The organism is Opitutus sp. ER46 (genome assembly GCF_003054705.1).
In the GTDB taxonomy this organism is placed as follows: Bacteria; Verrucomicrobiota; Verrucomicrobiia; order Opitutales; family Opitutaceae; genus ER46.
Window position 1 is genome coordinate 83,905 of record NZ_QAYX01000017.1, and the last position, 25,098, is coordinate 109,002.

General features: G+C 68.1%; 15 protein-coding genes. 7 read left to right on the plus strand and 8 right to left on the minus strand.

Annotated features, from left to right (window positions below; all coding sequences use genetic code 11):
• Positions 1–16: 16 nt before the first annotated feature.
• Both ggt and DB354_RS02715 read right to left on the minus strand, forming a co-directional pair.
• Positions 17–1,747, minus strand: a complete 1,731-nt coding sequence (gene ggt / locus DB354_RS02710; RefSeq protein ID WP_233256534.1) for a gamma-glutamyltransferase — start codon at positions 1,745–1,747, stop codon at positions 17–19.
• A 147-nt stretch (positions 1,748–1,894) separates the two neighbouring features.
• A complete protein-coding gene (locus DB354_RS02715; protein ID WP_107833898.1) occupies positions 1,895–3,853 on the minus strand; it encodes a heparinase II/III family protein in 1,959 nt (652 codons plus the stop codon).
• A 160-nt stretch (positions 3,854–4,013) separates the two neighbouring features.
• On the opposite strand from DB354_RS02715, the gene DB354_RS02720 reads away from it, so the two are divergent.
• Positions 4,014–6,488 carry a glycosyl hydrolase family 28 protein gene (locus DB354_RS02720; RefSeq protein ID WP_158277333.1) on the plus strand — a complete coding sequence of 825 codons (2,475 nt, stop codon included), beginning with the start codon at positions 4,014–4,016 and terminating at the stop codon, positions 6,486–6,488.
• Positions 6,489–6,961: 473 nt separating this feature from the next.
• Here the strand turns inward: DB354_RS02720 and eno are convergent, their stop codons facing one another.
• Entirely contained in the window at positions 6,962–8,248 is a 1,287-nt protein-coding gene (eno, locus tag DB354_RS02725; RefSeq protein WP_107833899.1) for a phosphopyruvate hydratase, read from the minus strand.
• A gap of 263 nt (positions 8,249–8,511) precedes the next feature.
• Positions 8,512–9,537, minus strand: a complete 1,026-nt coding sequence (locus DB354_RS02730) for an ankyrin repeat domain-containing protein (RefSeq protein WP_158277334.1) — start codon at positions 9,535–9,537, stop codon at positions 8,512–8,514.
• Between the two features lie 169 nt (positions 9,538–9,706).
• Between DB354_RS02730 and DB354_RS02735 the strand changes: the two genes are divergently transcribed.
• Together DB354_RS02735 and DB354_RS02740 are read left to right on the plus strand one after the other, a co-directional pair.
• Entirely contained in the window at positions 9,707–10,135 is a 429-nt protein-coding gene (locus tag DB354_RS02735) for a response regulator (protein WP_107833901.1), read from the plus strand.
• Between the two features lie 21 nt (positions 10,136–10,156).
• The gene (locus DB354_RS02740; RefSeq protein WP_107833902.1) at positions 10,157–10,543 is read left to right on the plus strand and encodes a response regulator; all 387 of its coding nucleotides are present in this window, start codon (positions 10,157–10,159) and stop codon (positions 10,541–10,543) included.
• Between the two features lie 118 nt (positions 10,544–10,661).
• Here the strand turns inward: DB354_RS02740 and DB354_RS02745 are convergent, their stop codons facing one another.
• Entirely contained in the window at positions 10,662–16,772 is a 6,111-nt protein-coding gene (locus DB354_RS02745; protein ID WP_233256535.1) for an excinuclease ABC subunit UvrA, read from the minus strand.
• A 176-nt stretch (positions 16,773–16,948) separates the two neighbouring features.
• On the opposite strand from DB354_RS02745, the gene DB354_RS02755 reads away from it, so the two are divergent.
• On the plus strand, positions 16,949–17,542 hold the full coding sequence (locus tag DB354_RS02755) for a DUF1697 domain-containing protein (protein WP_107833903.1): 594 nt from the start codon (positions 16,949–16,951) through the stop codon (positions 17,540–17,542).
• A gap of 34 nt (positions 17,543–17,576) precedes the next feature.
• Here DB354_RS02755 and DB354_RS02760 read toward each other — a convergent pair whose 3' ends face one another.
• Positions 17,577–18,380: a DeoR/GlpR family DNA-binding transcription regulator gene (locus DB354_RS02760; RefSeq protein WP_107833904.1), complete on the minus strand. Its 804-nt coding sequence runs from the start codon at positions 18,378–18,380 to the stop codon at positions 17,577–17,579.
• Between the two features lie 562 nt (positions 18,381–18,942).
• Positions 18,943–20,049 carry a glycosyltransferase gene (locus tag DB354_RS02765; protein WP_107833905.1) on the minus strand — a complete coding sequence of 369 codons (1,107 nt, stop codon included), beginning with the start codon at positions 20,047–20,049 and terminating at the stop codon, positions 18,943–18,945.
• 40 nt (positions 20,050–20,089) lie between these two features.
• Between DB354_RS02765 and DB354_RS02770 the strand changes: the two genes are divergently transcribed.
• Complete coding sequence (locus tag DB354_RS02770) at positions 20,090–20,509, plus strand: phage holin family protein (protein ID WP_107834062.1); 420 nt, start codon at positions 20,090–20,092, stop codon at positions 20,507–20,509.
• A 201-nt stretch (positions 20,510–20,710) separates the two neighbouring features.
• Complete coding sequence (gene lpdA / locus DB354_RS02775; RefSeq protein WP_107833906.1) at positions 20,711–22,111, plus strand: dihydrolipoyl dehydrogenase; 1,401 nt, start codon at positions 20,711–20,713, stop codon at positions 22,109–22,111.
• Positions 22,112–22,275: 164 nt separating this feature from the next.
• Here lpdA and DB354_RS02780 read toward each other — a convergent pair whose 3' ends face one another.
• A complete protein-coding gene (locus DB354_RS02780) occupies positions 22,276–24,054 on the minus strand; it encodes a putative manganese-dependent inorganic diphosphatase (RefSeq protein WP_107833907.1) in 1,779 nt (592 codons plus the stop codon).
• Between the two features lie 76 nt (positions 24,055–24,130).
• Here DB354_RS02780 and ilvE point away from each other — a divergent pair, with 76 nt between their 5' ends.
• Complete coding sequence (ilvE, locus tag DB354_RS02785; protein WP_107834063.1) at positions 24,131–24,997, plus strand: branched-chain-amino-acid transaminase; 867 nt, start codon at positions 24,131–24,133, stop codon at positions 24,995–24,997.
• Positions 24,998–25,098: the final 101 nt, after the last annotated feature.

A 25,098-nucleotide genomic window follows, 5' to 3' on the forward strand; every position in this document is an offset into this window, starting at 1 on the left:
TTTATTCGCGTGCGGCTCAATGCCCCACGGCGGCGGCGTCGGCGCTGCGGGGATCGGCGGCGCCGAGCCGGAGCGAGGTTTTGGGATCGATGAGGATGGTCTCGGCGTCGCCCTGGTAGGCGCCTTCATAGGAACGCCGCTCGTGGACCGTCTGGCCCAGCGCCGTGAGCACCGCGAGGCTGTCGCCACTCATGCCGTACCGTTCGTAGGTGAGCACGTCTGGCATCCATTGGTGGTGGAGGCGGGGTGCCTCGACGGCCTGGGCGACCGGCATGCCGTGATCGACGACGTTGGTGATGACCATGAGGACGGTGTTGATGATGGTCGGGCCGCCGGGGCTGCCGGTGACGAGGAGGAGCCGACCGTCGCGGAAGACGAAGGTCGGCGTCATCGAGGACAGCGGGCGCCGGCCCGGGGCGATCGTGTTTCGTTCGCCCTGGAGGAGACCAAACATGTTTCGCACGCCGATCTTCGCGGTGAAGTCGTCCATCTCATTGTTCATGAGCACGCCCGTGCCGGGGATGGTGACGCCGCTGCCGAAGTTGCCATTGAGCGTGTAGGTGTTGGCGACGGCATTGCCGGCGGCGTCGACGACGCTGAAGTGCGTGGTCTCGGGCGACTCGCCCGGCCGCGGGTCCCGCGCCGGCACCGGGCCCAGTCCCGGTTTGACGGCGGAGGACGGCGTGGCCCGGCGGGGATCGAAGTCGCGCATGCGGCCGGCGAGGTAGTCCGAGGCCAGGAGCTCGCGGGTGGGCACGGCCACGAAGTCCGGATCGCCGAGGTATTCGGAACGATCGCAGAACGCGCGCCGCATCACTTCGGCGAACAGGTGCGCCTTGGCGGCCGAGTTGGGACCCATGGTCGCGACGTCGAACGGCTCGAGCATGGCGAGCATCTGCAGCAGCGCGATGCCGCCGGAACTCGGGGGCGGCATGGTCACGATCTCGTGGCCGCGATAGCGGCCGCGCAGCGGCACGCGCTCCGCGGGCACGTAGGCCTTGAGGTCGGCGCGCGTGATCGTGCCGCCATTCGCGGCCATCGCCTCGGCGATGCGCGTGGCGGTCTCGCCGGTGTAAAACTCACCCGGACCCTGCTGTTGCAGGCGGGCGAACGTGGCCGCGAGGTCAGGCTGTTTCCATTTGTCGCCAGTCGCCCAATACGCGCCGTCGCGGAGAAAAATACGTTTCGACTCGGGGAACTGGGCGAGCAACTCCCGGTTGCCGTGGAGGCGTCGAGCGGTGGCCTGGGAGACGACGAAGCCCTCGGCGGCGAGCCGGCGCGCCGGCTCGCAGGCGTCGGCCCACGTGACCTTGCCGGAGCCGTACTTCTGCAGGGCCAGCGCGAAGCCGGCCACCGTTCCCGGCACGCCGCTGGCGCGCCAGCCGACGGTCGAGGATCCGAGGCCTTCGCGGACATTGCCGTTCGCGTCCAGATACATGTCGCGCCCGGCGGACGCGGGGGCGGTTTCGCGGTAATCGATGACCAGGTCGCGGCCGTCGGCGAGGTGGATGAGCATGAAGCCCCCGCCGCCGAGATTGCCTGCGATCGGATAGACGACAGCGAGGGCGAGGCCGGTCGCCACGGCGGCGTCCACCGCATTGCCGCCGCGTTCGAGCATCTCGACGCCGGCCCGCGAGGCGAGGACGTGGGCGGAGGCGACCATGCCGTGCCGCGCCTCGACCGCGGCGCGCTGAGCGTGCAGCGGGGCTGCGATCAGGACCAGAAGGGCGAAAGCGGGAGCGATCAAACGTGGGGGGAAGCGCATCGGTGCCGACCATCACGCATCCCGGCGTCCGCGTCGAACCTGGAGGTTGGCTGGCCATCTGGCCGGCGCGGTTGCCGGGATGAGCCATGGGCGCATCCCGCCGAGAGAGGGCCGGCGTTCTGGGCTGAACTACCGCGTCGGCTGCGGGGTGAAGGTGGTCGTGAACGTGGCCTTGGCCGCCGGCGCGAGCAGTTCGAGATAGAAACTCTCGCGCCGGGCGGGCGGAACGTCCGGCGAGGAGGCGTGCCAGAGGCGGAACTCGCCCGGCGCGGTGAATGTGACGCGCATCACGACGCTGCCGTAGGCGACGTCGATCTCGGCGTGGTCGCGGAACGTGGCTGCCCGCGCGTCGCGCCAGTGGCGGAAAGGTTCGGCGCGGCCTTCGGGGAGCGTGGCGTCGGCCGTGAAGCCGGCGGGCAACTGCGCGCGCCCCTGAACATGCAGCGCGAGGCCGAGGCGCCGCGGCGCGCGGGTTTCGACCGTGACGGTGTCGACGAGGGCGTCGTCCTTGATCTCGAGCGCGCGGCCGGCGCCGGCGTTGCGGGTGTAGTGCGGTTGCGCGGCGGAGACGCGGACCGGGGTGGCGGAGTAGGCGAGAAGTTCGCCCCGTTGCGGCGGTTCCTGCCCCTCGCCGTCGATCAGTGGGACGTTGTGGCAGAGGCCGCGCGTGTAATAGCCGCGATAGAGAGGCGAGCCGTAGCCCACGACGCCGGGATCGTGCGTGATGTCGGTGTCGCCGTAGAAGGCCGAGAAGTTGAGCGCCTCCGCCTCGGAGTGGGAGCGGGTGAGCTGGCCGTAATGGAAGAACACCTGCCAGCGGCCGCTCTTGAGCAGCGCCATGCGGGAGGACTCCAGGTTGCGGCTCGTCACGGCCGGGAGGGTGACCGGATGCGGCGAGGCGGGCGGCGGATCGAGCAGGGTGTTCCAGTTGCGCGTCCCGGCGGCGTCGGTGAGTCCGATGGTCGTGGGCAGGACGCGGTAGGTCTCGAGGAAAGGGCCGCGTTCCGGCGCGGTGAGGATGCCGCGGTTGTCGGCTGGGTTGGGCAGCTGGCCGTTGGGGAAACGGAGGTACGTCGGCGAGAGCATCAGGTTCTCGGCGGTGGCCATCTCGGCGGCGAGTTCCGGCGCGCGCCCGTGGAGGCTCGCCGCCGTGAACAGCGAGTTCAGCGCGCTGACGACGTAGCTGTTGTACCCGAAGGACTGCTCGTACCAGAGGTACTCGGAGGTGATGCCGCCGGCGATCTGCTGGCGGACGCCGAACTCGCCGTCGATCATCTGCCGCCAGAGCGGTTCGTCGTCGTAGAGGAGGGCAACCTCGGCGACGGCGCAGCGCTGCCAGGTCGCGATGTTGTGGATCGAGCGGAACGTGCGGTTGAGCAGCTCGACTTCGGGCTGGAAGAAGGTCGTGCGCCAGCGCTGCCGCTGGGCCGCGGGGACGGTGTCGCCGAGGAGCCGGACGGCTTCGGTGAACTGCACGAGGCCGGTCGCCTCGGAGAGCGTCTGCCAGAACAACCGGGCCCCCTTGGCCGTCGGGAGCATGGCCCACCGGTCGAGGTTGGCGGCGTAAAAATCCATCTGGTCGATCACCCAACGGGCGTAGCGTTCGTCGCCGGTGAGCCGGTGGAGCCGGGCGGCGCGGACCATGGTTTCGACGTGCCGGTTGCGGAAGGTGACGACCCACCACGCGAAGAGCTTCGGGGTGATTTCGACCTGCGGATCGGAGGCGCTGGTGAAATGCGTGATCTCCTTCCCGGGGATCTGGTCGACCCAGTTCAGGCGGGAGCCGTCCTTGGGGCTGACGCCGTCGTGCGACCAGCCGGCGGCCCACTCGACGTGGTCCTGGTGGTGGGCGATCCAGGCATCGACCTGGGCGCGTTCGCTGCGCAGCCACTTGGTCCAGGCGGGATCCTCCGCCACACGCCGGCGGGCGCCGGTCCAGTCCTCCTGGGCGACGCGCCACGGGTGTCCCTCGGCGTCGTACACCTTGAGTTCGGCAAATTGCCGCTCGGGCTCGTGCTTCGGAAAGACGTCGGCGCGGGCGAGGCCGAGGGTGAACAGCAACGTGAAGAGCAGGGGAAGCGGACGCATGGCGGTGGAGACGCCGGGAAGCTGGGGCACGTTGCGCGGCCGAAGCAACTTCGTGTTCCCTCTTTCGAGGGGGGCGATTCCGCCGGGGCCGCTCCATTTGACCCAAAACTTGGCGGATTTCGCGCTCGCTACGACACGTGTCGCGATTTGGGCTTCCGGCGTGGCTTACTTACCCCCTTTGCTGCGCCGCGCCGGCTGGGCCGGCGTGGGTATCCTCGTCCTGGCGGCCGCGACCCTTCTGCGCGCGGATCCGCCGCTGCCGGTGATTCCGGCCGGCGTGTTCGATGTGACCGCCCAGGGCGCGGTGGCGGACGGCGTGACCGACAACACGAGCGCCATCCAGGCGGCGCTCAACGCGGCGCGCACGGCGGGCGGCGGGACGGTCCGCTTCCCCGCGGCCGCGCAGTCATATCGCACGGGACCGCTCACCGTGTATGCCGGCACGCGTTTTCTGGTGGAGGCCGGGGCGGTGGTCCAGGCGCTGCCGTTCGGGACCTATCCGAACAGCCGGACCTCGCCGGCGCATTTCATCACTGTCTATACGGGGGCGACGCACGTGGAGTTCAGCGGCGGCGGGCGGATCGATGGCGATGGCGAGGCCTGGTGGGCCGCCTACGAGGCCGGGCAGATCAGCGGTCGGCCGCGGCTGGTGCAGGTGAACCGGGCCGACACGGTGCGGTTCACCGGACTCACGTTCACGAACTCGCCGATGTTCCACCTCGCGTTCAGCGCGACGAACAACGTCACGATCGACGGGATCACGATCACCACGCCGGCGGACGCCCCCAACTCCGACGGCCTCGATCCGGCCGGGCAGCACTACCTGATCAAGAACTGCGCGATCAGCGTGGGGGACGACAACATCGCGGTGAAGCCGGGCAGCGTGTTCTGCGGGGACATCACGATCACGAACTGCGCGTTCGGCACGGGTCACGGGGTGTCGATCGGCGGCCAGACCAACGTCGGGCTCGACGGCATGCTGGTGGACCAGTGCACCTTCACCGGGACGACGACGGGCGTGCGGATGAAGGCGGACGCCACGCAGGGCGGGCCGGTACAAAACGTGACGTACTCGAATCTCACGATGACCGACGTGCGGTATCCGTTTGTTTTCTACAGCTACTACGCGGCGGTGGGCTCGCCCGGTTCGACGAGCGGTTCGAACCAGACCACTCCGGCCAAGGTGGCGAACTGGAACGCGACGCCGCCGCACCCGCTGACGGCGACGACGATTCCGACGTGGAGGCACATCACGCTGTCGAACATCACCGCGACCGACGCCTGGGGCTACAGCGTGATCTGGGGCCTGCCGCTGGCGGAGGCGCTGATCGAGGACGTGACGCTGCACAACGTGCGCGTGAACGGCACGGTGGGGCTGGAGGTTTTCAACGCGCAGAACGTCCGATTCACCGGCAGCACGGAGTTTGCGGTGCCGGCCGGGGGCAACGCCCTCGTGACCTACAATGCGCTGACGATCACGCGGCAGCCGCAGGACCTCACGGCGGTGCCGGGTGGGACGGCGATTTTCACGGTGGGAGCAGCGGGCGGCGGCGGCATCAATGCCACGCCGCTGCGGTATCAGTGGCTGGCGGCCGGCGTACCCCTGACGGACGGGCCGCGGGCCAACGGGACGGTGGTCAGCGGAGCCACGACGGCGACGCTCACGCTGAGCGGCGTCGGCGAGGCCGACCGTGGCGTTTATGCGGCGCAGGTCTCGACTGCCCTTGACACCTACAACGCCGGGGTGACCGCGCTGGTTCCGGCGAACACGGCGGTGACGAACACCAGTGAAGGCGCGACGCTCACCCTGGGCGTGCGACCGACGGCGTCGCTCGTGAACATGTCGGTCCGCGCGCAGACCGGGACCGGCGAGGCGACTCTGATCGTGGGCTTCGTTGTCTCCGGCTACGGCAAGCCCGTCCTGGTGCGGACGGTGGGACCGACCCTCCGGACGCAGTTCCAGCTGGCGACGGCGTTGCCGGACCCGGAGCTCGCACTGTATCACGACGGCCTCGTGGTGGCGGCGAACGACAACTGGGTGACGTTCCCGGACCAGCCGGCGCTGGCGGCGGCCACGACTCGGACGTGGGCCTTCGGGCTGGATGCCGGTAGTGCCGATGCCGCGCTGCTCGCGACGGCGGGCGACGGCAATTATTCCGTGATGGTGGGGGGAAAGGGCGGCAGCGGCGTGGTGCTGGCGGAGGTCTATGATGCCGATCCGACCGTGGGCGCCCGGCTCTGCAATCTCTCGGTGCGCGGGCAGGCGGGGAGCGGCGAGGCGATGTTGACCGCGGGTTTCGTGGTCGGGGGCAGCGGCACCAAGCGGCTGCTCGTGCGCGGCATCGGGCCCGGTCTCAGCCGGTGGATTTCGAGCTACCTCGTCGACCCGCAACTGAAGGTGTTCCGCCAGTCAGACCACGCCGTGATCGCGGAGAACCTGGATTGGGGGCGCGCGGCGACGGCGCCGGAGATCACCGCGGCGTTTGCCGCCACGGGGGCGTTCGGGCTGGCGGATGGCAGCAAGGATGCAGTCGTCGTGCTCTCGCTGCCGCCGGACAGCTACACGGTGCAGGTTTCCGGGACCGGCGAAGGCATGAGCGGCGTGGCGCTCGTCGAAGTGTACGAGCTGCCGTGAGGAACGGCTAACGGGCGGCGCGATCGCTGCCGCCCCGGACGCGCTGACGCTGCCAACCCGGAAGCTCCCGACGCAGGAAGCTGCCGATACCGGGCACTGCCAACGCCGATGCAGGCGCAGGGGGGCGGGCAGCTGCGCCATTCCACCTCGCTCCGGAGGCGTGAGGAACGAGCGGAATCGACTCAAACCCCGGACGACCCGAAACCGAGATAACTAGCCAATTCTGGCTAGTTACGGGCGATAACTAGCCAGATCTGGCTAGTTATCTCAGGGACGCGATGGCGTCAGCGCGCCCGTTTTCGGCGGCGGCATGGCCATTGGCCGCGGGGCGGGGGCTCCTCTCGCGTTCGAGTGCATGTCGACGGCGACGCCGAGCCGCCGGCGGAATCTGGTGCGACGCGAGCCGGAACTCGGGCACGAAAAAGGCCGGGCAGAAACGCCCGGCCTTTGAAGTGAGAGCGGAAGCGCGAGCCTTACAGGCCGCGCATCTTGCCGCCGTAGATCGCGCTGGCGCCCAGTTCCTCTTCGATGCGGAGGAGCTGGTTGTACTTCGCGATGCGGTCGGTGCGGCAGAGGGAACCGGTCTTGATCTGGCCGGCGTTCGTCGCGACGGCGATGTCGGCGATCGTGACGTCCTCGGTCTCGCCCGAGCGGTGGCTGATGACGGCGGTGTAGTTGGCTTCCTTGGCCATCTCGACGGCGTCGAGGGTCTCGGTGAGGGAGCCGATCTGGTTCACCTTGACGAGGATCGAGTTGGCGGTGCCCGTCTCGATGCCCTTCTTGAGGAACTCGGTGTTGGTGACGAAGAGATCGTCGCCGACGAGCTGCACGCGGTCGCCGATGGCGTCGGTGAGCTTCTTCCAGGTGGCCCAGTCGCCCTCGGCGCAGCCGTCCTCGATCGAGATGATCGGGTACTTCGACGTGAGGGTCTTGTAGAACTCAACCATCTCGTCGCCGGAGAGGATGTTGCCGGAGGACTTCTTGAAGACGTAGTGCTTCTTGGCAGCGACGTAGAACTCGGAGGAGGCGACGTCGAGGGCCAGGTTGATGTCCTTGCCGAGCTTGTAGCCGGCGGTCTTCACGGCGAGCGCGATAGCGTCGAGGGCGGCCTCGGCGGACTCGAGCTTGGGGGCGAAACCACCCTCATCGCCGACGGCGGTGGCGAGGCCCTTTTCCTTGAGGACCTTCTTGAGGGAGTGGAACACCTCGCAGCCCATGCGCAGCGCCTCGGAGAAGGACTTCGCGCCGGTGGGCATGATCATGAATTCCTGGAAGTCGATCGGGGCATCGGAGTGCGCGCCGCCGTTCATGATGTTCATCATCGGAACGGGGAGGACCTTCGCGTTCGGGCCGCCGATGTACTTGTAGAGGGGCTGGCCGAGAGCGGCGGCCGCGGCATGCGCGGTGGCGAGGGAGACGCCGAGGATGGCGTTGGCGCCGAGCTTCGACTTGGTGGAGGTGCCGTCGAGCTTGAGCATCGCGCGGTCCACGCCGACCTGGTCGCAGGCATCGAAGCCGATCAGCGCCGGGGCGATCTTGGCCTTCACGTTGCCGACGGCCTTCTGGGTGCCTTTGCCGCCGTAGCGGGCTTTGTCACCGTCGCGGAGTTCGATCGCTTCGTGTTCGCCGGTGGAGGCGCCGGACGGCACGGCGGCGCGACCCAGGGCGCCGCAGGCGAGCTTCACGTCGACCTCAACGGTCGGGTTGCCGCGCGAGTCGATGATCTCACGGGCGGTGATGGCGGTAATGGTTGTGTTCATGGAGGGAAAAGAATTCCGAACAGGTCGCGTGCTCCGGGAGGAGCGCGTGATTTGAAAAAACCAGGGTGCAGCAAAGCGCCGGCGCGGGGCGAGGGGAAGGCGAAAAACTATGTGTGGATTGGTGATTCCCGGTCACCATTTGCAGGAGAAAATCCGCCTTGGAAACTGCCGGGCATCAAACGCATAGCGGGAGGCGGGCCTGGTCGCGGACGGCGGGGCCGCCGGCGTTGTCGCGAGGACCTGGCGGCCGGAGGTGGAAGCGCTCAGAACGGAAGCCGGCTGTTGGCGAGGCGCTGGAGGAAGCGGCGGATCGGGCCGGGCTCGCGCGGCCGGACGGCGAGCGGGAGCTGGTGGACGAAGCCGCGGTTCACGGCGGTGCGGAGGACGGTGAGGCCGTCGTAATTGCGGGTGGCGAGGCGCTCGGGCGTGAGCAGGGAGGAGGGCACCTGGTCGAGGTGGCCCTCGTACGCGGCCGCGTGGAGGGGAGTGTCACCGTTGTCGTTGCGCGTCAGCAGGAGGTCGGCGGTGAGCTGATCGACGGGGATCTTGTTGAGCTGGCCCGTTTCGGCTGCGGCGTGGATGGGCGTGAAGCCCGACTTGCTGGCGACGACCAGGTTGTCGTGCGTGAGGAGCTCCGGCGGGATCTGCTCGAGGTGGCCGGAGACGGCGGCGGCGTGAAACACGGTGTCGCCCGAGCTCGTGGCCTCGCGGAGCGCGGCGGCGGAGAGGTGTTCGCGGGGGACCTGAGCCAGGTGGTTGTTGAATGCGGCAACGTGGAGCACGGTTTCACCGCCGAGATTCTTCGCGCCCAGGTTCGCCGGAGTGAGGAAGGCCGCCGGCACGCGGTCGAGCATGCCGTTTTCGGCGGCGTCGTGCAGCAGGGTGTTCCCGATGTCGGACTTCCACTGCACAGTCTCCGCGGTGAGCAGCGCGGCCGGAATCTGGTCGAGATGGCCGTTGGCCGCGGCGAGGTGAACGACCGTCACGCCGGCGTTGCTGCGGCGCGCGAGGTTCTCTGCGGTGAGCAGCGCGGGCGGAATCTGGTCCAAGTGGCCGCCCAGCGCCGCATGGTGCAGGGGGGTGTAGCCGGCGTCGTTCTTGAGCGTAAGGGTCTCTGGCGTGAGAAATTCGGCCGGGAGCTCGCGGAGCCGCCCGTACTTGGCCGCGACGTGCATGGGCGTATTGCCGGCGGCATTCGGCGCCGTAAAGGCGGTGAGCGTCAGGGCGGGGGCCGGTATCTGGGCGAGAGTGCCGTCACGGAGCGCGGTTGGGAGGTCGATTGCTTCCATCGCTGGATGCGCAGGAGCAAGCGCCTCCCGGGGAGGCGTGGCAAAACAAAACACGGTTAAGCCAGCGGCGGCAGTCACGTAGCATCTTGTTGCCCCCGCGGATACGGCACGAGGCGACGGCCACATTCGGTTTGCCAGCGCCCGCCGCGAAATTCACGCTCCGCGCAAAATGCAATCGAGCCCCACGAACGCCCCGACCCACGAGCAGCCCAAGGACGCCGTCCTGCTGGTTGACGACGAGCAGCCCCTGCTCGACGTGTTTGTGGCGGCGCTCAGTCCGTACTTCGACGTCACGACGGCGAACAATGCGCGGGACGCGGACTTCCTCCTGCAGAAGAAGCGCTTCAAGGTCGTCGTGGCCGACCACCTGATGCCCGGCGGCAACGGCATGAACTTCCTCGTGCGCGCCCGGGAGGATTTCCCGCACATGCAGCGCATCCTCGTCACCGGTTTCATGAAGCCCGAGATGCTCTTGCGCAGCGTCAACGAGGCCGCGCTGTTTCGCTACCTGCTCAAGCCGGTGGCGATCTCGGAGCTGGTGCGCGTGGTGACCGATGCCGCCAAGGCGCACGACGCCAGCCTCGCGGCGAAGAAATAACCCCGCGCCGCCGAGCCGATCATGGACGCCGCCGCGGACAGGTCGGGAAACAAGCCGGCGGTGCTGCTGGTGGATGACGAGGCGCCGCTGCTCGATGCGTTGCGGCAGGGCTTGGAGCGGGAGTTTGCCCTCGATGTCGCGGCGAACGCGCGGGATGCCGAACTGCTCATGACGACGCGGCGGTACGATGTCGTCGTCTGCGATCACCTGATGCCGGGCGAGGAGGGGCTGCAATTTCTCGTGCGGTGCGCGCAGCGACACCCGGGCACGCAGCGGATTCTCCTGACGGGATACCTGAACCCGGAGCTGCTCACGCGCAGCGTTGCCGTGGCCCAGCTCGCCTCGTGCCTGATCAAGCCGGTGCGGATGGCGGAGTTGGCCAAGGCGATTCGGGACGCGCTGGGCTGAGTGGCGCGGAAGGCCGCGCACCTTCAGTGCCGCTGCCAACGGGCTCCGGGGCGCTCGCGTGCAACCACGCGAGCGCGGGGCCTCGTCAGCGCGTGGCGCGTGCGTCCGGCAGGCTCGATCAACGCGCGGCCTGGGCAGAAGTGAGGCGGCGGCGGAGATAGGGCGCGGTCGGGCTGCGCTTCACCTTGAGCAGTCCGGCGAGCGGCCCCTGGTAGAGCAGTTCGCCGCCGGCGGGGCCGCCGACCGGCCCAAGCTCCACGACGTAGTCCGCTTCGGCGAGGAGATCGAGGTGGTGCTCGATCACGACGACGGTGTGCCCCTGGTCGACGAGTGAGTGCAGGACCTGGATGAGCTTCTCGCAGTCGCTCAGGTGGAGGCCGATCGTTGGCTCCTCGAGGAGGTACAGGTTGCGCGGCAGCTCACCGCGGCTGCGTTCGCGGTAGGACGCGAGGCCGGTGGAGAGCTCGGTGACGAGCTTGAGCCGCTGCGCCTCGCCGCCACTCAGCGTGGGCGAGCTCTGGCCGAGCGTCAGGTAGCCCAGGCCGCAGTCGACCATGAGCTGGCAGACCTGCTGCAGCTTCGAATGGAAATCGAAGAACGTCGCCGCCTCCTCGAAGGTGAGCTCGAGCACCTGGCCGATGTTGCGCCCCTTCCAGGTGAGATCGGCCAGCTCGGCGCTGTAGCGCGAGCCGCGGCAGTCATCACACGGCAGGTAGGTGTCCGGCATGAACGCCATCTCCAGCTTCACGCGGCCGGCGCCCTCGCAGGTCGGACAGCGTCCGCCCGGGGTGTTGAACGAGAAGCGGGACGCGGTGTATCCCCGGATCTTGGACTCCGGGAGGCTGGCGAAGAACTGCCGGATGAGGTCGAAGATGCCCAGGTAGGTTGCCGGCGTGGAGCGGGGCGTCTTGCCGATCGGCGACTGGTCCACCTCGACGACGCGTCGGAATCCCTGCGCGCCGCGCAGGGCATCGAATGGCGGCAGCGGGTTGGTCGCGCCGGGCGCGTCGTCGGCGAAACCGGTGGCCTTGACGAAGTCCTTGCCCGTGAGCGTGGCCTTCCTGGCCCCGAGGGCGGCGTTGATCGCGGGATGCAGGACGTCGCGGAAGAGCGTGGATTTTCCGGCGCCGCTGGGGCCGCCGACCATGATCAGGCGGCCGAGCGGAAGGCGGAGGTCGAAGCCCTTCAGGTTGCGGAAACGCACGCCGGTCAGCTCGAGCCAGGCGTCCTTGCGCGTGGTTGGTTCGAGCAGGCGATACTGGCCGCGCAGCGGGTGCGCGATGCCCTTGGCGAGAAAGAGGCCGGTGAGCGACTTGGCGTTGCGCTTGATCTCCTCCGGCGTCCCGTGCGCGAGCAGTTCGCCGCCGTGGATGCCGGCGGCCGGTCCAAGGTCGATGATCTGGTCGGCCCGCTCCATGAGTTCGTCATCGTGCTCGACGACGAGGAGCGTGTTGCCCTTCGCGCGCAGCGCCTGGAGCGTGTCGATGAGCCGGTCGTTGTCGCGCGCGTGCAGCCCGATGCTCGGCTCGTCGAGGACGTACAGCACGCCGGAGAGATTGGAGCCGAGCTGGGCGGCGAGCCGGATGCGCTGGGCCTCGCCGCCGGAGAGCGTCTCGGTGGCGCGATCGAGCGACAGGTACGGCAGGCCGACGTGGTCGAGGAACTTCAGCCGCTCCTCGATCTGCGGGATGATGTCCTGGACGATCAGCTTGCCGCGGCGGTCGAGGTCGAGCGTGGCGAGCCGGGCGAGGAGCTCGGACGGCGTGGCGCGGAGGAGCTCTGGCAACGAGCGCGGCGGCTGCGCGCCGCGGAAATGGAGCTTCACGGAGCGGCCGATCCGGTTGAGCCGGGCGCCGTGGCACTCGGGGCAGGGCTGGCCCTCGTCGGCGAGGTCCTCAGGCGCCTCGACGCCGAACTCGCGCAAGCGGGCGGCGGGGTCGTCCTTTTCGTCCTCCTTGGCGAGCTCGAGCATCCACGGATAGACGCGCCCGTGGCCGCGGCAGGTGGGGCACCAGCCGCGTGGCGAGTTGATGGAGAAGTTTTTCGGGTCGAGCTCGGGGAAGGACTCGCCGGTCTCGATGTCGGTCCGCGTGGTGGAGAACCAGGACAGGATGTCGCCCCGCTCGGTGAGGAGGAAGCACGCGCCCTTGCCGAGCGCCAGCGCCTGGTCGAGGGCGGCGGCGGGCGTGGCGGGCGCCGGCGCGACGGACGTGGCGGGAGGATTCGTGCCGCGGCGCGGGGCTGGTCTGGCGGCCGGGACCCGCTTCGCGGGGGCCGCGGCGACGGTGGTCAGGTCGGAGACGACGACCTCGATGTCGTGCTCCCTGTAACGGTCGAGTTTCTGGAAGGCGTCGACGCGGGTGAGCAGGCCGTCGATGCGCATGAGCTCGAAGCCGTGGCGGGAGATCCAGGTGGCGATGGGCTGGTGGTGGCCCTTGCGGCCGCGGATGAGCGGGGCGCAGAGGTAGAGGTGCTTCGCGCGTTTCGCGGCGGGCGACTGCAGCACGCGGCCGAGCAGTTGCTTCAGTTCGCCGGGCGAGAGCGGCCGGACCGGCTGGTCAGTCTCCGGGTGGTGCTGCACGCCGAGGCGGGCGTACAAGAGCCGCAGATACTGCGCGACCTCGGTGATGGTGGCGACGGTGGACTTGCGGGAGCCGCGGGTGACGCGCTGCTCGATGGCGACGGTGGGCGGGATGCCGGTGAGCCGGTCGAGTGCGGGGCGCGGCAGCTGTTCCACGAACTGCCGCGCGTACGGCGACATGGACTCCATGAAGCGGCGCTGGCCCTCGGCGAAGACGATGTCGAACGCGAGGGTCGACTTGCCGGAGCCGGAGACGCCGGTGACGACGTTGAGCTGCCGGTGCGGAATGGAGAGCGACAGGTTCTTGAGGTTGTTTTCGCGGGCGCCCTCGATGCGCAGCACGGGGGCGAGGGCGGGACGTGCGGGTGCGATCGGTGCGGCGGTGGGGGGCTTGGCCTTGCCGCGGCGCGAGGTCGTGTAGGCGCCCGGAGCCTCGGCCGCGAGCAGCGTGGCGTTGGCGGAGCGGATACCGAGGGCCTCGCGCAGGAAGGGCGAGGTGGCGGTCTCGACCTGGGCGACGTCCTCGGGCGTGCCCTCGGCGACGATCCGGCCGCCGCCGGCGCCGGCCTCGGGCCCGATCTCGATGAGCCAGTCGGCGGATTTGAGGACGTCGAGGTTGTGCTCGATCACGACGACGCTGTGACCGCGGTCGACGAGCGCCTGGAGCACGGAGAGCAGCCGTTTGACGTCGTGGCGGTGGAGGCCGGTCGTGGGTTCGTCGAGCAGGAGCAACGCGCCGCGGGCGGCGGGGCCCGCGTCGCCGGTGAAGTCGCTCAGGTAGCGCACGAGCTTGAGGCGCTGAGATTCGCCGCCGCTGAGCGTGTTGAGCGGCTGGCCGAGCGTGAGGTAGCCCATGCCCACCGCATCGAGGACCGCGAGCCGGCTGCGGATGGTCGCGTGTTCGGCGAAGAGCGGAAGCGCATCGGAAACGCTGGTGGCGAGGAGGTCCGCGACGGAGCGACCGTGCCACTGGATGGCGAGGATCTCGGGCTTGAAGCGGCGGCTCTCGCAGACCGGGCACGGGACGAAAACGTCGGAGAGGAACTGCATCTCGACCCGCTCGTAGCCGAGGCCCTGGCAGTGTTCGCAGCGACCGTCGCCGCTGTTGAAGGAGAAGGACGAGGCGCTGAAGCCGGCCTCCTGCGCGGCGGGCGTGGTTGCGTAGAGCTCGCGGATGAGATCCCAGGCCTCGGTGTAGAGGGCGGGGTTGGAGCGCGGCGTGCGCGAGAGCGGGGATTGGTCAACGAGGACCACCTCGCCGAGCGGGACGTCGCAGGTGACCGAGCCGATCGTGGCGGCATCCTCGGTGAGAAGGTGGCGCTGGGCGAGGAGGCCCTGGTAGATGACGTTGTCGAGGAGGGTGGATTTGCCGGAGCCGGAGACGCCGCTGAGGCAGACGAGCCGCTGGAGCGGTAGGCGCAGCGTGAGTTGGCAGAGATTGTGTTTGGTGGCGTCGCGGAAAGTCAGCCACGGCGGGGCGAAGCTAGCCGCGGCGGCGGCGGGCCGGGTGGCCACCGGGCGGCGGGCGGCGGGCGTCGGCACGGACTGGCGGCCGGAGAAGTAGGCGCCCGTGATGCTTTGCGGGGACGCCAGCATGTCGGCGACTGTGCCCTGAAAGGTGATATGCCCGCCGCGCTGGCCCGGTTCGGGACCCACCTCGACGACGTGGTCGGCCGCGCGGATCATGGCCTCGTCGTGCTCGACGACGACGACCGTGTTGCCGGCGTCGGTGAGCGAACGGATGATCGCGATGAGCCGGTCGATGTCGCGGGCGTGCAGGCCGACGCTTGGCTCGTCGAGGACGAACAACGTGTCGACGAGGGACGTGCCGAGGCAGCTCGTGAGGTTGACGCGTTCGACCTCGCCGCCGGAGAGCGTCTTCGACGGGCGGTCGAGCGTCAGGTAGCTGAGGCCGACCTGTTCGAGGTAACGCAGCCGCGTGACGATCGCGTCGTAGGCGAGATCGGAGGAGGCGGGCGGGGTGGTGGAAGGGGCGGAGGAGGTGCTGGTCGAGGGAGCGGCCGAGCGCAGGAGCTGGAGGAGGTCGGAGACCGGGATGGTGTAGAGCTCGGGGAGCGTGCGGCCCTGCCATTTCCAGCAGAGGGATTCGGGCTGGAGGCGCTGGCCGCCGCAGTCGGGGCAGGGGTTGTAGGCGCGGTAGCGGGAGAGGAAGACCCGCACGTGCATCTTGTAGGTGGTCTTCTCGAGCCAGCGGAAGAAGCCCTTTACGCCGTACCAGTACTGCGGCCACTGCTTGCCATTCTCCTCCCCGTAGCCCGGTTCGCCGTCGATGATGAAGCTCTGCTGCTCGGGCGTGAGCGAGGCGAACGGGACGTCGGTCGGGATCTTCCTGCGCTTGGTGAACTGCCGGAGGTCGTCCAAGGACGCCCGATACACCTCGCCCTCCCAGCATTTGATGGCGCCCTGGTCGATGGACAGGGACTGGTCGGGGATGGCGAGCCGGTAATCGATCTCGATGACGCGACCGAAGCCGCGGCATTTCGGGCAGGCGCCGAGCGGGGAGTTGAAGGAGAAAAGGGCGGGCGTGGCGCGGCGGAACGTGCGGCCGGTTTTCGGGGAATGGAGGCCCTGGGAAAAGTGGCCGAGTTCGGTCCAGGCGGACGCGCGGGAGGCGGTGGCGGGGGCGGGGGCGGACGCGGAGCCGGCCACAGAGGTTGCCGGGACGGAAGGTGTGAGCGTGGCGGGAGACGAAGCGGAGGCGTCGGTCTCGCCGAAGATGTGAACCTCGCCCTTGCCAAAGTGCAGGGCGGTTTCGGTGGCCTCGAGGAAGCGGGCGCGGTTGTCGGCGGTGACGGCGACGCGATCCTGGGCAACGTAGAGCACTGCGCCGGGGAGCTGGCTGGCGAGGGTGGCGGGCGGGAGCGCGAGGAGATCGTCAATCCGGTGGGCGGTGAGCGCGGCGGGCGTGGAAACGGGCGTTGGGGCGGCCTGAGCCGCGGGCGAAACGGAAGGGGTGGGGGCGCCGGATGCGATTACGGCCGAGACAGCGGTGGCGGTGGGCGACGCGGTCTTGCCGCGGCGGGCGCGGGTGGGCGAGGACGCGGCAGTGGAGGCGGCCGGTGCGGACGACGGGAGGAGGACGCGGACGTAGGACTGGGCCTTGAGGTTTTTGAGAATCTCGGGCCAGGAGAGGGCATCGGGGCGGGTGACGCGGAAGCCGACGACAACGGTGCGGCCAAAATGCGCGGCGAGGACTTTGGTCCAGATGCTCTGCGGATTGTCGTCCTCGACCTTTTCGCCGGTGGCGGGATCGAAGCATTCGGCGACGTGGCTGAACCAGACTTTGAAGAAGTCGGTGAGCTCGGTCATCGTGCCGACGGTCGAGCGGGACGTTTTGACGGTGTTGGTCTGCTCGATGGCGATGGACGGCCGGATGTTCTCGATGGAGTCGACCTTGGGCTTGTCGAGCAGGTCGAGGAACTGGCGGGTGTAGGCGGAAAACGTCTCGACGTAGCGCCGCTGGCCCTCGGCGTGGAGGGTGTCGAACACGAGGGAAGACTTGCCCGCGCCGCTTAGGCCGGTGACCACGATGTACTTGCCCAACGGCAGATCGAGGTCGAAGCCCTTCAGATTATTCTGACGGACTCCGCGTAATCGGATGGATTCTGGCGCCGCTGGAAAGGACACGGGTGAAGGTGCAGACACCCCGCTGACGAAGCTGACCGGAGCCGAGAACGCAACTCAGCGCCCGGTCGTCGGCCAAGCTGCTGACAGGCCGGTGTCAGGAGGCGCGGGTTCGGCGCGAACGGAAGAGGTGACAAGCCGCGAGTGATTCGCAGTTTGGGCGACGCGCCCACCTTCCCATGCCACTCACCCAATATGTTGCGCTGTTGCGCGGGATCGGCCCCGCGAACCCGAAAACCCGGAACCCGAAGCTTTGCGCGGTGCTGACGGGGATGGGTTATCAGGCGGTGAAGCCGTTGCTCTCGAGCGGTAACCTGGTGTTCGCCGCGCGCAGGACGAAGACGGCCACGTTGGAGCGGAAAATCGAGCAAGCACTGGCGGACAAGCTCGGCGAGACGATCGATGTGTTCGTGCGAAGTCGGGACGAACTTGAGGCGCTGGTGCGCAGCGACCCCTTTGACGGCGCGGAGCATGGAGCCCCGCTGTACCTGGTGGTCACCTTTCGGAAGGACGATCCGGCACCGGTGTGCACCGCGATCGATCGGACGAAGATGGAGGGGGCCGAGTTCATGGTCGCGTTGGAGCGCCGGTATGGGAAACGCATCACGACGCGCACCTGGAACACGATCCAACGGATTCTCGCCACGATGGCCGCACTCCCGGTCGAAACGACGGCCGGGCGCGGGCAGAAGGCGCGCGGAGCAAGCGGAGTTCGGAGTACGCCCGGCTGTAGGAAGCGATTGCGGCGCGGTGGTGGAAGTGACCGGCCGTAAGCTTCTCGCGTTTTGCCGGAGGCGAAACGCGAGCTCAGACCTCGAAATCGGGCTCCTCGTCGGGGGAGGCGACCTTTTCGGCGAGGGTCAGGGTGGCACCGGCGGTGCTGATCGCGTTGACCACCGCGGGCTCGGGGAGCGTGTCGGTGACGATGGTGAAGCGAGCGTCGAACGGGGCGGTGAGGTTGAGCGCCTTGCGTCCGAACTTGGTCTTGTCGACGGCGAAGATGACGCGTTCGGCGGCGGCGATCATTTTGCGCTGGGCGGAGACGATGAGCGCGTTCTGATTCCAGATGCCGTTTTCGGTGATGCCGGCGCCGCCAAGGATCGCGAGGTCGGCGTGCATGCCGTCGAACGCCTGCTCGCAGGTGGGGCCGAGGAGGACGCCAAGCCGACCATAGATGTTGCCGCCGGTGACGGTGGTTTCGGCCGTCCCGACGTCACCGAAGAGAGAGGCGACGGGGAGGGAGTTGGTGACGACCTGGAGACGGCGGCCGGCGATGAGGCGGGCGACGGTATAGGTGGTCGTGCCACCGTCGAGGATCACGGTCATGCCCGGTTTGACCTGCTCGGCGACGAGGGCGGAGATGGCGAACTTGGCGTCGACCTGGCGCTTGTTGCGGGCGAGGAAGTCGTACTCCTCGGCGAGAGCGTCGGTCTCGATGAGCGAGGCGCCGCCGTGATGGCGTCGGACGATACCGCGGGCCTCGAGGAGGTCCAGGGCGCGGCGCACGGTGGATAAAGAGCCGCCGAACTCGGTCGCGAGGGTGTGCAGGTCGGCGTAGGTATGCTTGCGGATGTACTTCTCGATGAGGTCGGTGCGCTGCTTGTTGGTCATGGCAGGCGGGGTGGGCGGAAAAAGGGGACGCGGTAGAACGGCGACAGGAACTGAAGTACCCCGCCCGTCCGCAGAGTCCAGCGCCGGTTGCGGGGGCTGTGCCGGCACGTTGAGCGCGCCGACTTGAAACGTACCTGTCCCTCGTGGAGAAGGCGGCGACCGATCGCCTCCCCCCGTCGCTGGCGTGTGGCTGATGGATCAAGGACAGGTACGTTTCAGGTCAGCCATGACTGCAATCGTCGGCGATCAGGGACAGCTACGTTTGGGTGGCGGGCCGGCGATCGGGGACAGGTACGTTTGAGAAGACGGCGACCGAGACGGGGGCAGGGACTTAAACGGGGTCTGTCCCCTGATCTCCAAGTGATGCGGTTTGGGGCCGCTTGTACGATGGATCAGCAGTTTACGCCACGCCACGGCTCTGGCTGTGCAAAACAAGGCAGCGCGAAAACCTTTCTCCCCAACATCAAACGGACCTGTCCCTGATCGGCGACGGGCGCGCGCTTCGGGGGCTTGCGGCCCGCCGGGAAGGTGGCGTGGCTCAGGGCTTGGTGGCCGGTCGGCCTCAGCCCCGGGGCGTGGCGCGAAGCGCAGAGAATACCGCGAGGTATTTCTCCACCTGCCGGGTTGGGTCGAAGGTCGCGCGGGCAAACGTCTGGGCAACATCGGCTAGGGCAGCCCGCTCGGACGGAGCGGCCTGCGCCAGCGCGAGGACTTGGGCGCGGAAGGCGTCACGCTGGTCGCGGGCGATGGCCCAACCCGTGCGGCCGGGCACAAAGCACTCGGTGACGCCTTGCGCCTGATATGCCACGGCGGGCAGCCCTTGCGCCTGCGCCTCGATCAGGAAATTCGAGAGCGACTCACTCCAGGACGCGTGGACCGCGATGTCGGCCGCGGCATACAACGCGGACGGGTCGCGGTGAAAGCCGACGAACCGGACGCGATGGGCAAGCTGCCGATCCCTGACGAGCGCTTCGCAGGCGGGCCGGGCCGGGCCGTCGCCGGCGAGCCAAAGCTGGACGTCGAAGCCCGCGGGAAGCCCGGCCACGATCTCCACTAACTCGCGCTGGTTTTTCTCGGGCCGAAACATCGCCACGTTCAGCAACACGACGGTGTTGGACGTCGCGCCATGGCGCTGGCGAAGGGCGTCGTGAGTGGCGGCGCGTTCGGTGCCCGACAGGAGCGGTGGGAAAACGAGCGAGTTGTGAATGACGCTGATCCGTGCCGCGGGCACTCCGTAGCGGGCGGTGAGCGTCGCGCTCGCTTCATGGCTATTGGCAACGACGTGCCGGACAAGGCGGAGAGAGGTGCGAAAAAGCCAGGGCAGGGGTTTGCCCGTGCGCATCGTGGCGATGACGACGCTGGCGGGCAGTGCGCGCTGCAGGGATCCGGCATAGCAGTTCGCGATACGCCCCATGCAAAGGATTACTTCGGGCGCCAGTTGCGCGGTCACGCGGCGAAGTCCCGGGGCGAACCAGTCGAGACGGTAGTCGGCGCGTTGCAGCGCGACCTGCCGCACGGCGGGGGCGATGGTGGGCTGCAGAGCGCCGCTGGGGCGAAACGTGAGCAGCGTCGTGTCGTGACCCGCGGCGGCGAACGCCCCCGTGAGCAGCACCGACTGGCGCTCGGTGCCGCCGCTGCGGAGGTGGTCCTGCACGACAAGGATTTTCATTGCGGGGGACAGGTTTGGGAGGATGGTTGCCGCTCTTTCGATGCGCTCTCCCTTCACTCAACTGCTGCTCCGCTGGCTCGTGCTGGCGCTCGGCGTGTTGCTGGCTACGCGGCTCATCCCGGGCATCCATTGCGACGACGGCGTCACCCTGTTCGTCGTGGTGGTGCTGCTGAGTTTCTTCAATGCGATCCTCAGGCCGCTGCTGGTGCTGTTCACGCTGCCGTTCATCATCGTGACCATGGGGTTGGGCGTGGTGGTGATCAATGCCTTGTTATTCCTGCTGGTGGGTCGGCTGGTGGACGGATTTCAAGTCGCCGGGTTCTGGTCGGCCGTCGGCGGCTCGCTGGTGGTGAGCGTCACGAACTGGTTTGCCAGCGGTGTCATCCGCGGTGCGGCCAAGGATCGTCAGCCGCCGCCTCCGCCCAAGCCTCCGAAGGGCGGCGACGTGATTGATATCTGACGTTGGTTTGCGGTGCCGCGCGCCTCGAGCGATGGCGCGCCCAGCCGAGGGACGGTGTGCCGGGTCGATATTCGGAGCGGCGGAAGCGGCTACACTGATGCTCCGTCGCGCCAGCTTGAGCGCCGGCACTTTCGGCGCGCACCGGGGCCGGGGCGTGGAGATTGAATTTGACGAACCCAGCGGCCTAGCGACGTTGGCCAAATGGCAGAAACAACGGAGTACGATCTGATTGTCATCGGTGGTGGGCCCGCGGGATACGCGGGCGCGATCCGTGCGGGGCAGCTGGGCAAGAAGGTTGCCTGCATCGAGCTCGAGCGCGCGGGCGGCACCTGTCTCAACTGGGGCTGCATTCCGACCAAGGCACTGCTGAAGAGTGCGGAGGTTTACCGCGCCTTTCAGAAGGCCGAGGCCTACGGGCTCGGCGCCAAGGAGATCGCCTTCGATTTCGGCAAGGTCATGCAGCGCTCCCGGGGCGTCGCCGACCAGATGGCGAAGGGCGTCGAGTTTCTGTTCCGCAAGAACAAGGTCGACTACATCGTCGGCCGCGCGCAGGTGACGGTGCCGGGCATGGTGGAAATCACCGACGGGCCGCAGAAGGGGAAGTTCTTCAAGACGAAGAACGTGCTGCTTGCCACCGGCTGCAAACCGCGGCGCCTCCCGGACGTGCCGGTCGACGGCGAGCGGATCATGACCTCGCGCGAGGCACTCGTCCCGCGGAAGACGCCGCCGAAGTCGATCGTCATCATCGGCGCCGGTGCGATCGGCGTGGAGTTTGCCTATTTCTTCAATGCGTTCGGCAGCAAGGTGACGCTCGTGGAAATGCTGCCGCAGGTTGTCCCGGTCGAGGACGAAGACATCGCCAAAGCGCTGCATCGTTCGTTCGAGAAGCAGGGCATCGCGGTCCACGTCGGCACCAAGGTTGAGAATGTCCGCGTCGGCAAAGACAAGGTGGAGCTGACGCTGGCGAAGGACGGTAATCCCACCGAACTCGAGGCCGAGTGCCTGCTCCTCGCGATCGGCGTGACGCCGAACCTGGAAGGCGCGCTGTCGCCGAAGGTGAAGCTCGAGCTGGATCGCGGCTACGTGAAGGTGAATGACGGATACGAGACCAGCGTGAAGGGCATCTACGCCGCGGGCGACATCATCGGGCCGCCGTGGCTCGCGCACGTGGCGACGTACGAGGCCGTGAATGCCGTCGAATCGATGTTCGGCCACAAGCATGGCGGCCGCGTGAAAATCTTCCCTGGCGCCACCTACTGCCAGCCGCAGATCGCGAGCACGGGGCTGACCGAGAAGGCCTGCAAGGAGAAGGGGCTCAACTACAAGGTCGGCAAGTTCCCGTTCACGGCGTCCGGCAAGGCGGTCGCGGCGGGCGACGCCGAGGGCTTCGTGAAGGTGATCAGCGACGCAAAGACCGGCGAGATCTACGGCGTGCACATCCTCGGCAACGAGGCGCCGGAGCTCATCGCGGAGTACGTGCTCGCGATGAACATGGAAGGCAGCGTCGACGAGGTGCACCGGTCGATCCATGCGCACCCGACGCTGAGCGAGGCGCTGATGGAAGCGGCGGCCGCCACCAGCGGCGAAGCCATCCATATCTAGGCCCGCCGCGGCGTCGCGGATGCCGTTGGCTTCGCAAAGGCGCACGCGCTTGGCCGCGTGCGCTGATAGAATTCGTCTGAGCGCGCAGCGGTAAATCCACCGGGTGTGCTTCCCCTCGCGATCGGCACGGCCCGCAAGCGCGCCGCCGCGCCCCCGCGGCCACGTCAGCGGCCGCCGCCCGTCTTGAGGGCGTTGGGGGAGCCGGCGGGAGTGGTGCCATCGGCCGCCATCTCCTTGAGGAGACTCGTGAGATACGGGATGAGCTGCTTCTTGCGGCTGACGATGCCCTGCAGGTCGAAGATCTCGTCCTGTTCGACATGCGGATAATTGATGCGGCGGACGACCTCGGGTCCGCCCTTCACGATCAACAGCGAATTCTGCGTGTTGATGTCGGTGACGAGGAGGGCGGCGAAATCGAGCCGGTCCTGGGTGCAGAGGGCCTCGAGGGCATCGGCGATGGGTTTCGCGTGGCGCCAGAAATTGCCGAAGCCGAGCTCCTCGACCTGGGAAACGGCGTAGCGAATGCCCTGCTCCTCGTAGACCTTGAGGTCGGAGCGCACGACCTTCTCGGGCGGGACCGCGAGAATGACGGACCCCGAGTTGAAGATCTCGTCGGCAAGCTGCTTGGGGTTCATCCCCGCGATCTCGGCGAGCCAGGCGAGGGTCCGGGCGTCCTTGGCGGTCGTGGTGGGGCCGTTGAGGTGGAGCGTGTCGGAGATCAGCCCGGACATCATGACGCCGGCAATGTCGGGCGTGGGCGTGATGCCTTCGCGGCGGAACAGGTCGGCGACGATCGTGCAGGTGGAGCCGACGGGCTCGTTGATGAAGAGGATGGGTTGCGCGGTGTTGAGGGCGCCGAGGCGGTGGTGGTCGATCACCTCGGTGATGGTGACCTCCTCGGCGCCGGGGACGGCTTGGGTGAGCTCGTTGTGATCGACCAGGACCAGGCGGGTCTGCACGGGTTTCAGGACGTCGCTCTTGGTGATGATGCCGATGAGGCAGCCCTCGTCGCTGGTCACGATGAGCTCGTGCGCGGTCGTCGGGGCGAGGAGCTTGCGGATATCGGCGATGCGGGTGTCGGGTCCGACGCTCTTGAAGTCGCGATCGATGATGCGGTCGATGGTCGAGGCGGTGCGCACCACCCAGGCGGTGGTCGCGGAGTCGTAGGGGCTTTGGATGACGCTGACGCCCCGGGCGCGGGCGAGGGCGAGGGTCTCGGCGTCGATGTCGTTGTTGCCGGTGATGATCAGCGCGCGGATGCCGATGTCGATGGCGCGGCGCTGGATGTCGGTGCGGTCGCCGACGACGATGATGGATTTCTCCGCGGGGATGTTCTCGCGGATGGAGATGGCCCAGAAGGAGCTGACGTCCATGGTGCCCAGGCGGACGAACAACTGCTCGACCTGCTGTTCCTTGACGAGGTTGAGCGCCTTGCCCCGCAGCGCGCGAACCATGTGGGCGAGGGACGTGTGCACCTGCCGCATGAGGCGGGGCTCACTGACGCGGGGGATGAAGACGCCGCCGAGGTGGGCGAGGGAGACGGTGCCCACGACGCTGCGTTCGGGGCCGACGACCGGCAGGATGCGGATGGCGTGCTGGTCGATGAGTTCCAATGCCTCGGCGCAGGTTGCGCCCTGGGGAATGGAGATGACGTCGGCCGTCATCAGGTCGTGGACACGCGGCGAGACGTCGCTCAGGTAAAGCGGGAGCGGCTGGTGGAAGCGGCGGAGGATGGTGTCGATGCGGGCGTTGGAATTGCCGCAGCGGGCGGCCACATAACCGCGTTCGCCGCGGGCCTCCTTGAAGGCGGCGTAGGCGATGGCCGAACAGATCGCATCCGCGTCCGGATTCCGGTGCCCGATGACGTAAGTGGGGATGCGGCTGGCGACCGCGGCGGGCGGAGTGGAGGAGGGAACGTGCGGTGTGGGGCCGGCGTTGGTCATGAGTCGCGGGACGATGGACAAAGCGTTGGGAAACGCAACTGGACAAGGGTTTCGGCGTCTGCCAATGGTGCGCGCCATGAAGGTCTACCTGGACGGAAAATTCGTCGATAGCGCGGAAGCCAAGGTCTCGGTGTTCGATCACGGTCTGCTTTACGGCGACGGCGTTTTTGAGGGCATCCGGCTGTACGACGGGAACATTTTCCGGCTTGAGGAGCACCTGGAGCGGCTCGAGAACTCGGCCAAGGCCATCATGCTGCAGATGCCGCTCTCGCGGGCGGAGCTGAGCTGGGCGACCTGCGAGACCTGCCGGCAGAACGGGCTGCGCGACGCGTATATCCGCCTGGTGATCACGCGCGGGGTGGGCGACCTCGGGCTGGCCCCGTGGCTCTGTCCCAAGCCGTCGATCTTCATCATCGCGGGCAAGATCTCGCTGTACCCGCAGGAATACTACGACAACGGCCTCGGGATCGTGACGGTGCCGACGCGGCGGATTGGACCGGCGGCGCTGCCCTCGACGGTGAAGTCGCTGAACTATCTCAACAACATCCTGGGCAAGATTGAGGCGAAGCAGTTCGGGGCGCTCGAGGCCATCATGCTGAACGACCAAGGCTATGTGGCGGAGTGCACAGCGGACAACATCTTCGTCGTGCACAAAGGCGAACTCCTCACGCCGGCCGCCTCCCAAGGCGCGCTCAAGGGCATCACACGCTCGACGATCATCGACATTGCGCAGGCGACCGGCATCCCGCTGCGCGAGGTGGACCTGACGCGTTACGACATCTGGTGCGCGGACGAGTGTTTCCTGACCGGTTCCGGCGCGGAAGTGATCCCGGTGGTGAAGCTGGATGGGCGGGTCATCGGCACCGGCAAGCCCGGTCCGATCACGCAGCGCGTGCTGGCCGATTTCCGGGCCCGCGTGAAGCTCGAGGGGACGCGAATCTGAGGCGGGCAACGGAAAATCTAGCGCCAATTGGCGGCGAGTTGGGGGCGGACGACCACGCGTTTTCAAGTTCGTGGCCGCGTGTCACGATAGCACGGTTGTCA

Excerpts from the sequence above, each read along its gene's own strand:
- eno (WP_107833899.1), bottom strand. The coding sequence starts at position 8,248 with ATGAACACAACCATTACCGCCATCACCGCCCGTGAGATCATCGACTCG.
- DB354_RS02780 (WP_107833907.1), bottom strand. The coding sequence starts at position 24,054 with ATGACCAACGCCGGCCCCACACCGCACGTTCCCTCCTCCACTCCGCCC.
- DB354_RS02765 (WP_107833905.1), bottom strand. The coding sequence starts at position 20,049 with ATGAAAATCCTTGTCGTGCAGGACCACCTCCGCAGCGGCGGCACCGAG.
- DB354_RS02740 (WP_107833902.1), top strand. The coding sequence starts at position 10,157 with ATGGACGCCGCCGCGGACAGGTCGGGAAACAAGCCGGCGGTGCTGCTG.
- DB354_RS02755 (WP_107833903.1), top strand. The coding sequence starts at position 16,949 with ATGCCACTCACCCAATATGTTGCGCTGTTGCGCGGGATCGGCCCCGCG.
- ilvE (WP_107834063.1), top strand. The coding sequence starts at position 24,131 with ATGAAGGTCTACCTGGACGGAAAATTCGTCGATAGCGCGGAAGCCAAG.
- DB354_RS02735 (WP_107833901.1), top strand. The coding sequence starts at position 9,707 with ATGCAATCGAGCCCCACGAACGCCCCGACCCACGAGCAGCCCAAGGAC.
- DB354_RS02760 (WP_107833904.1), bottom strand. The coding sequence starts at position 18,380 with ATGACCAACAAGCAGCGCACCGACCTCATCGAGAAGTACATCCGCAAG.
- lpdA (WP_107833906.1), top strand. The coding sequence starts at position 20,711 with ATGGCAGAAACAACGGAGTACGATCTGATTGTCATCGGTGGTGGGCCC.
- DB354_RS02715 (WP_107833898.1), bottom strand. The coding sequence starts at position 3,853 with ATGCGTCCGCTTCCCCTGCTCTTCACGTTGCTGTTCACCCTCGGCCTC.
- DB354_RS02770 (WP_107834062.1), top strand. The coding sequence starts at position 20,090 with ATGCGCTCTCCCTTCACTCAACTGCTGCTCCGCTGGCTCGTGCTGGCG.
- DB354_RS02730 (WP_158277334.1), bottom strand. The coding sequence starts at position 9,537 with ATGGAAGCAATCGACCTCCCAACCGCGCTCCGTGACGGCACTCTCGCC.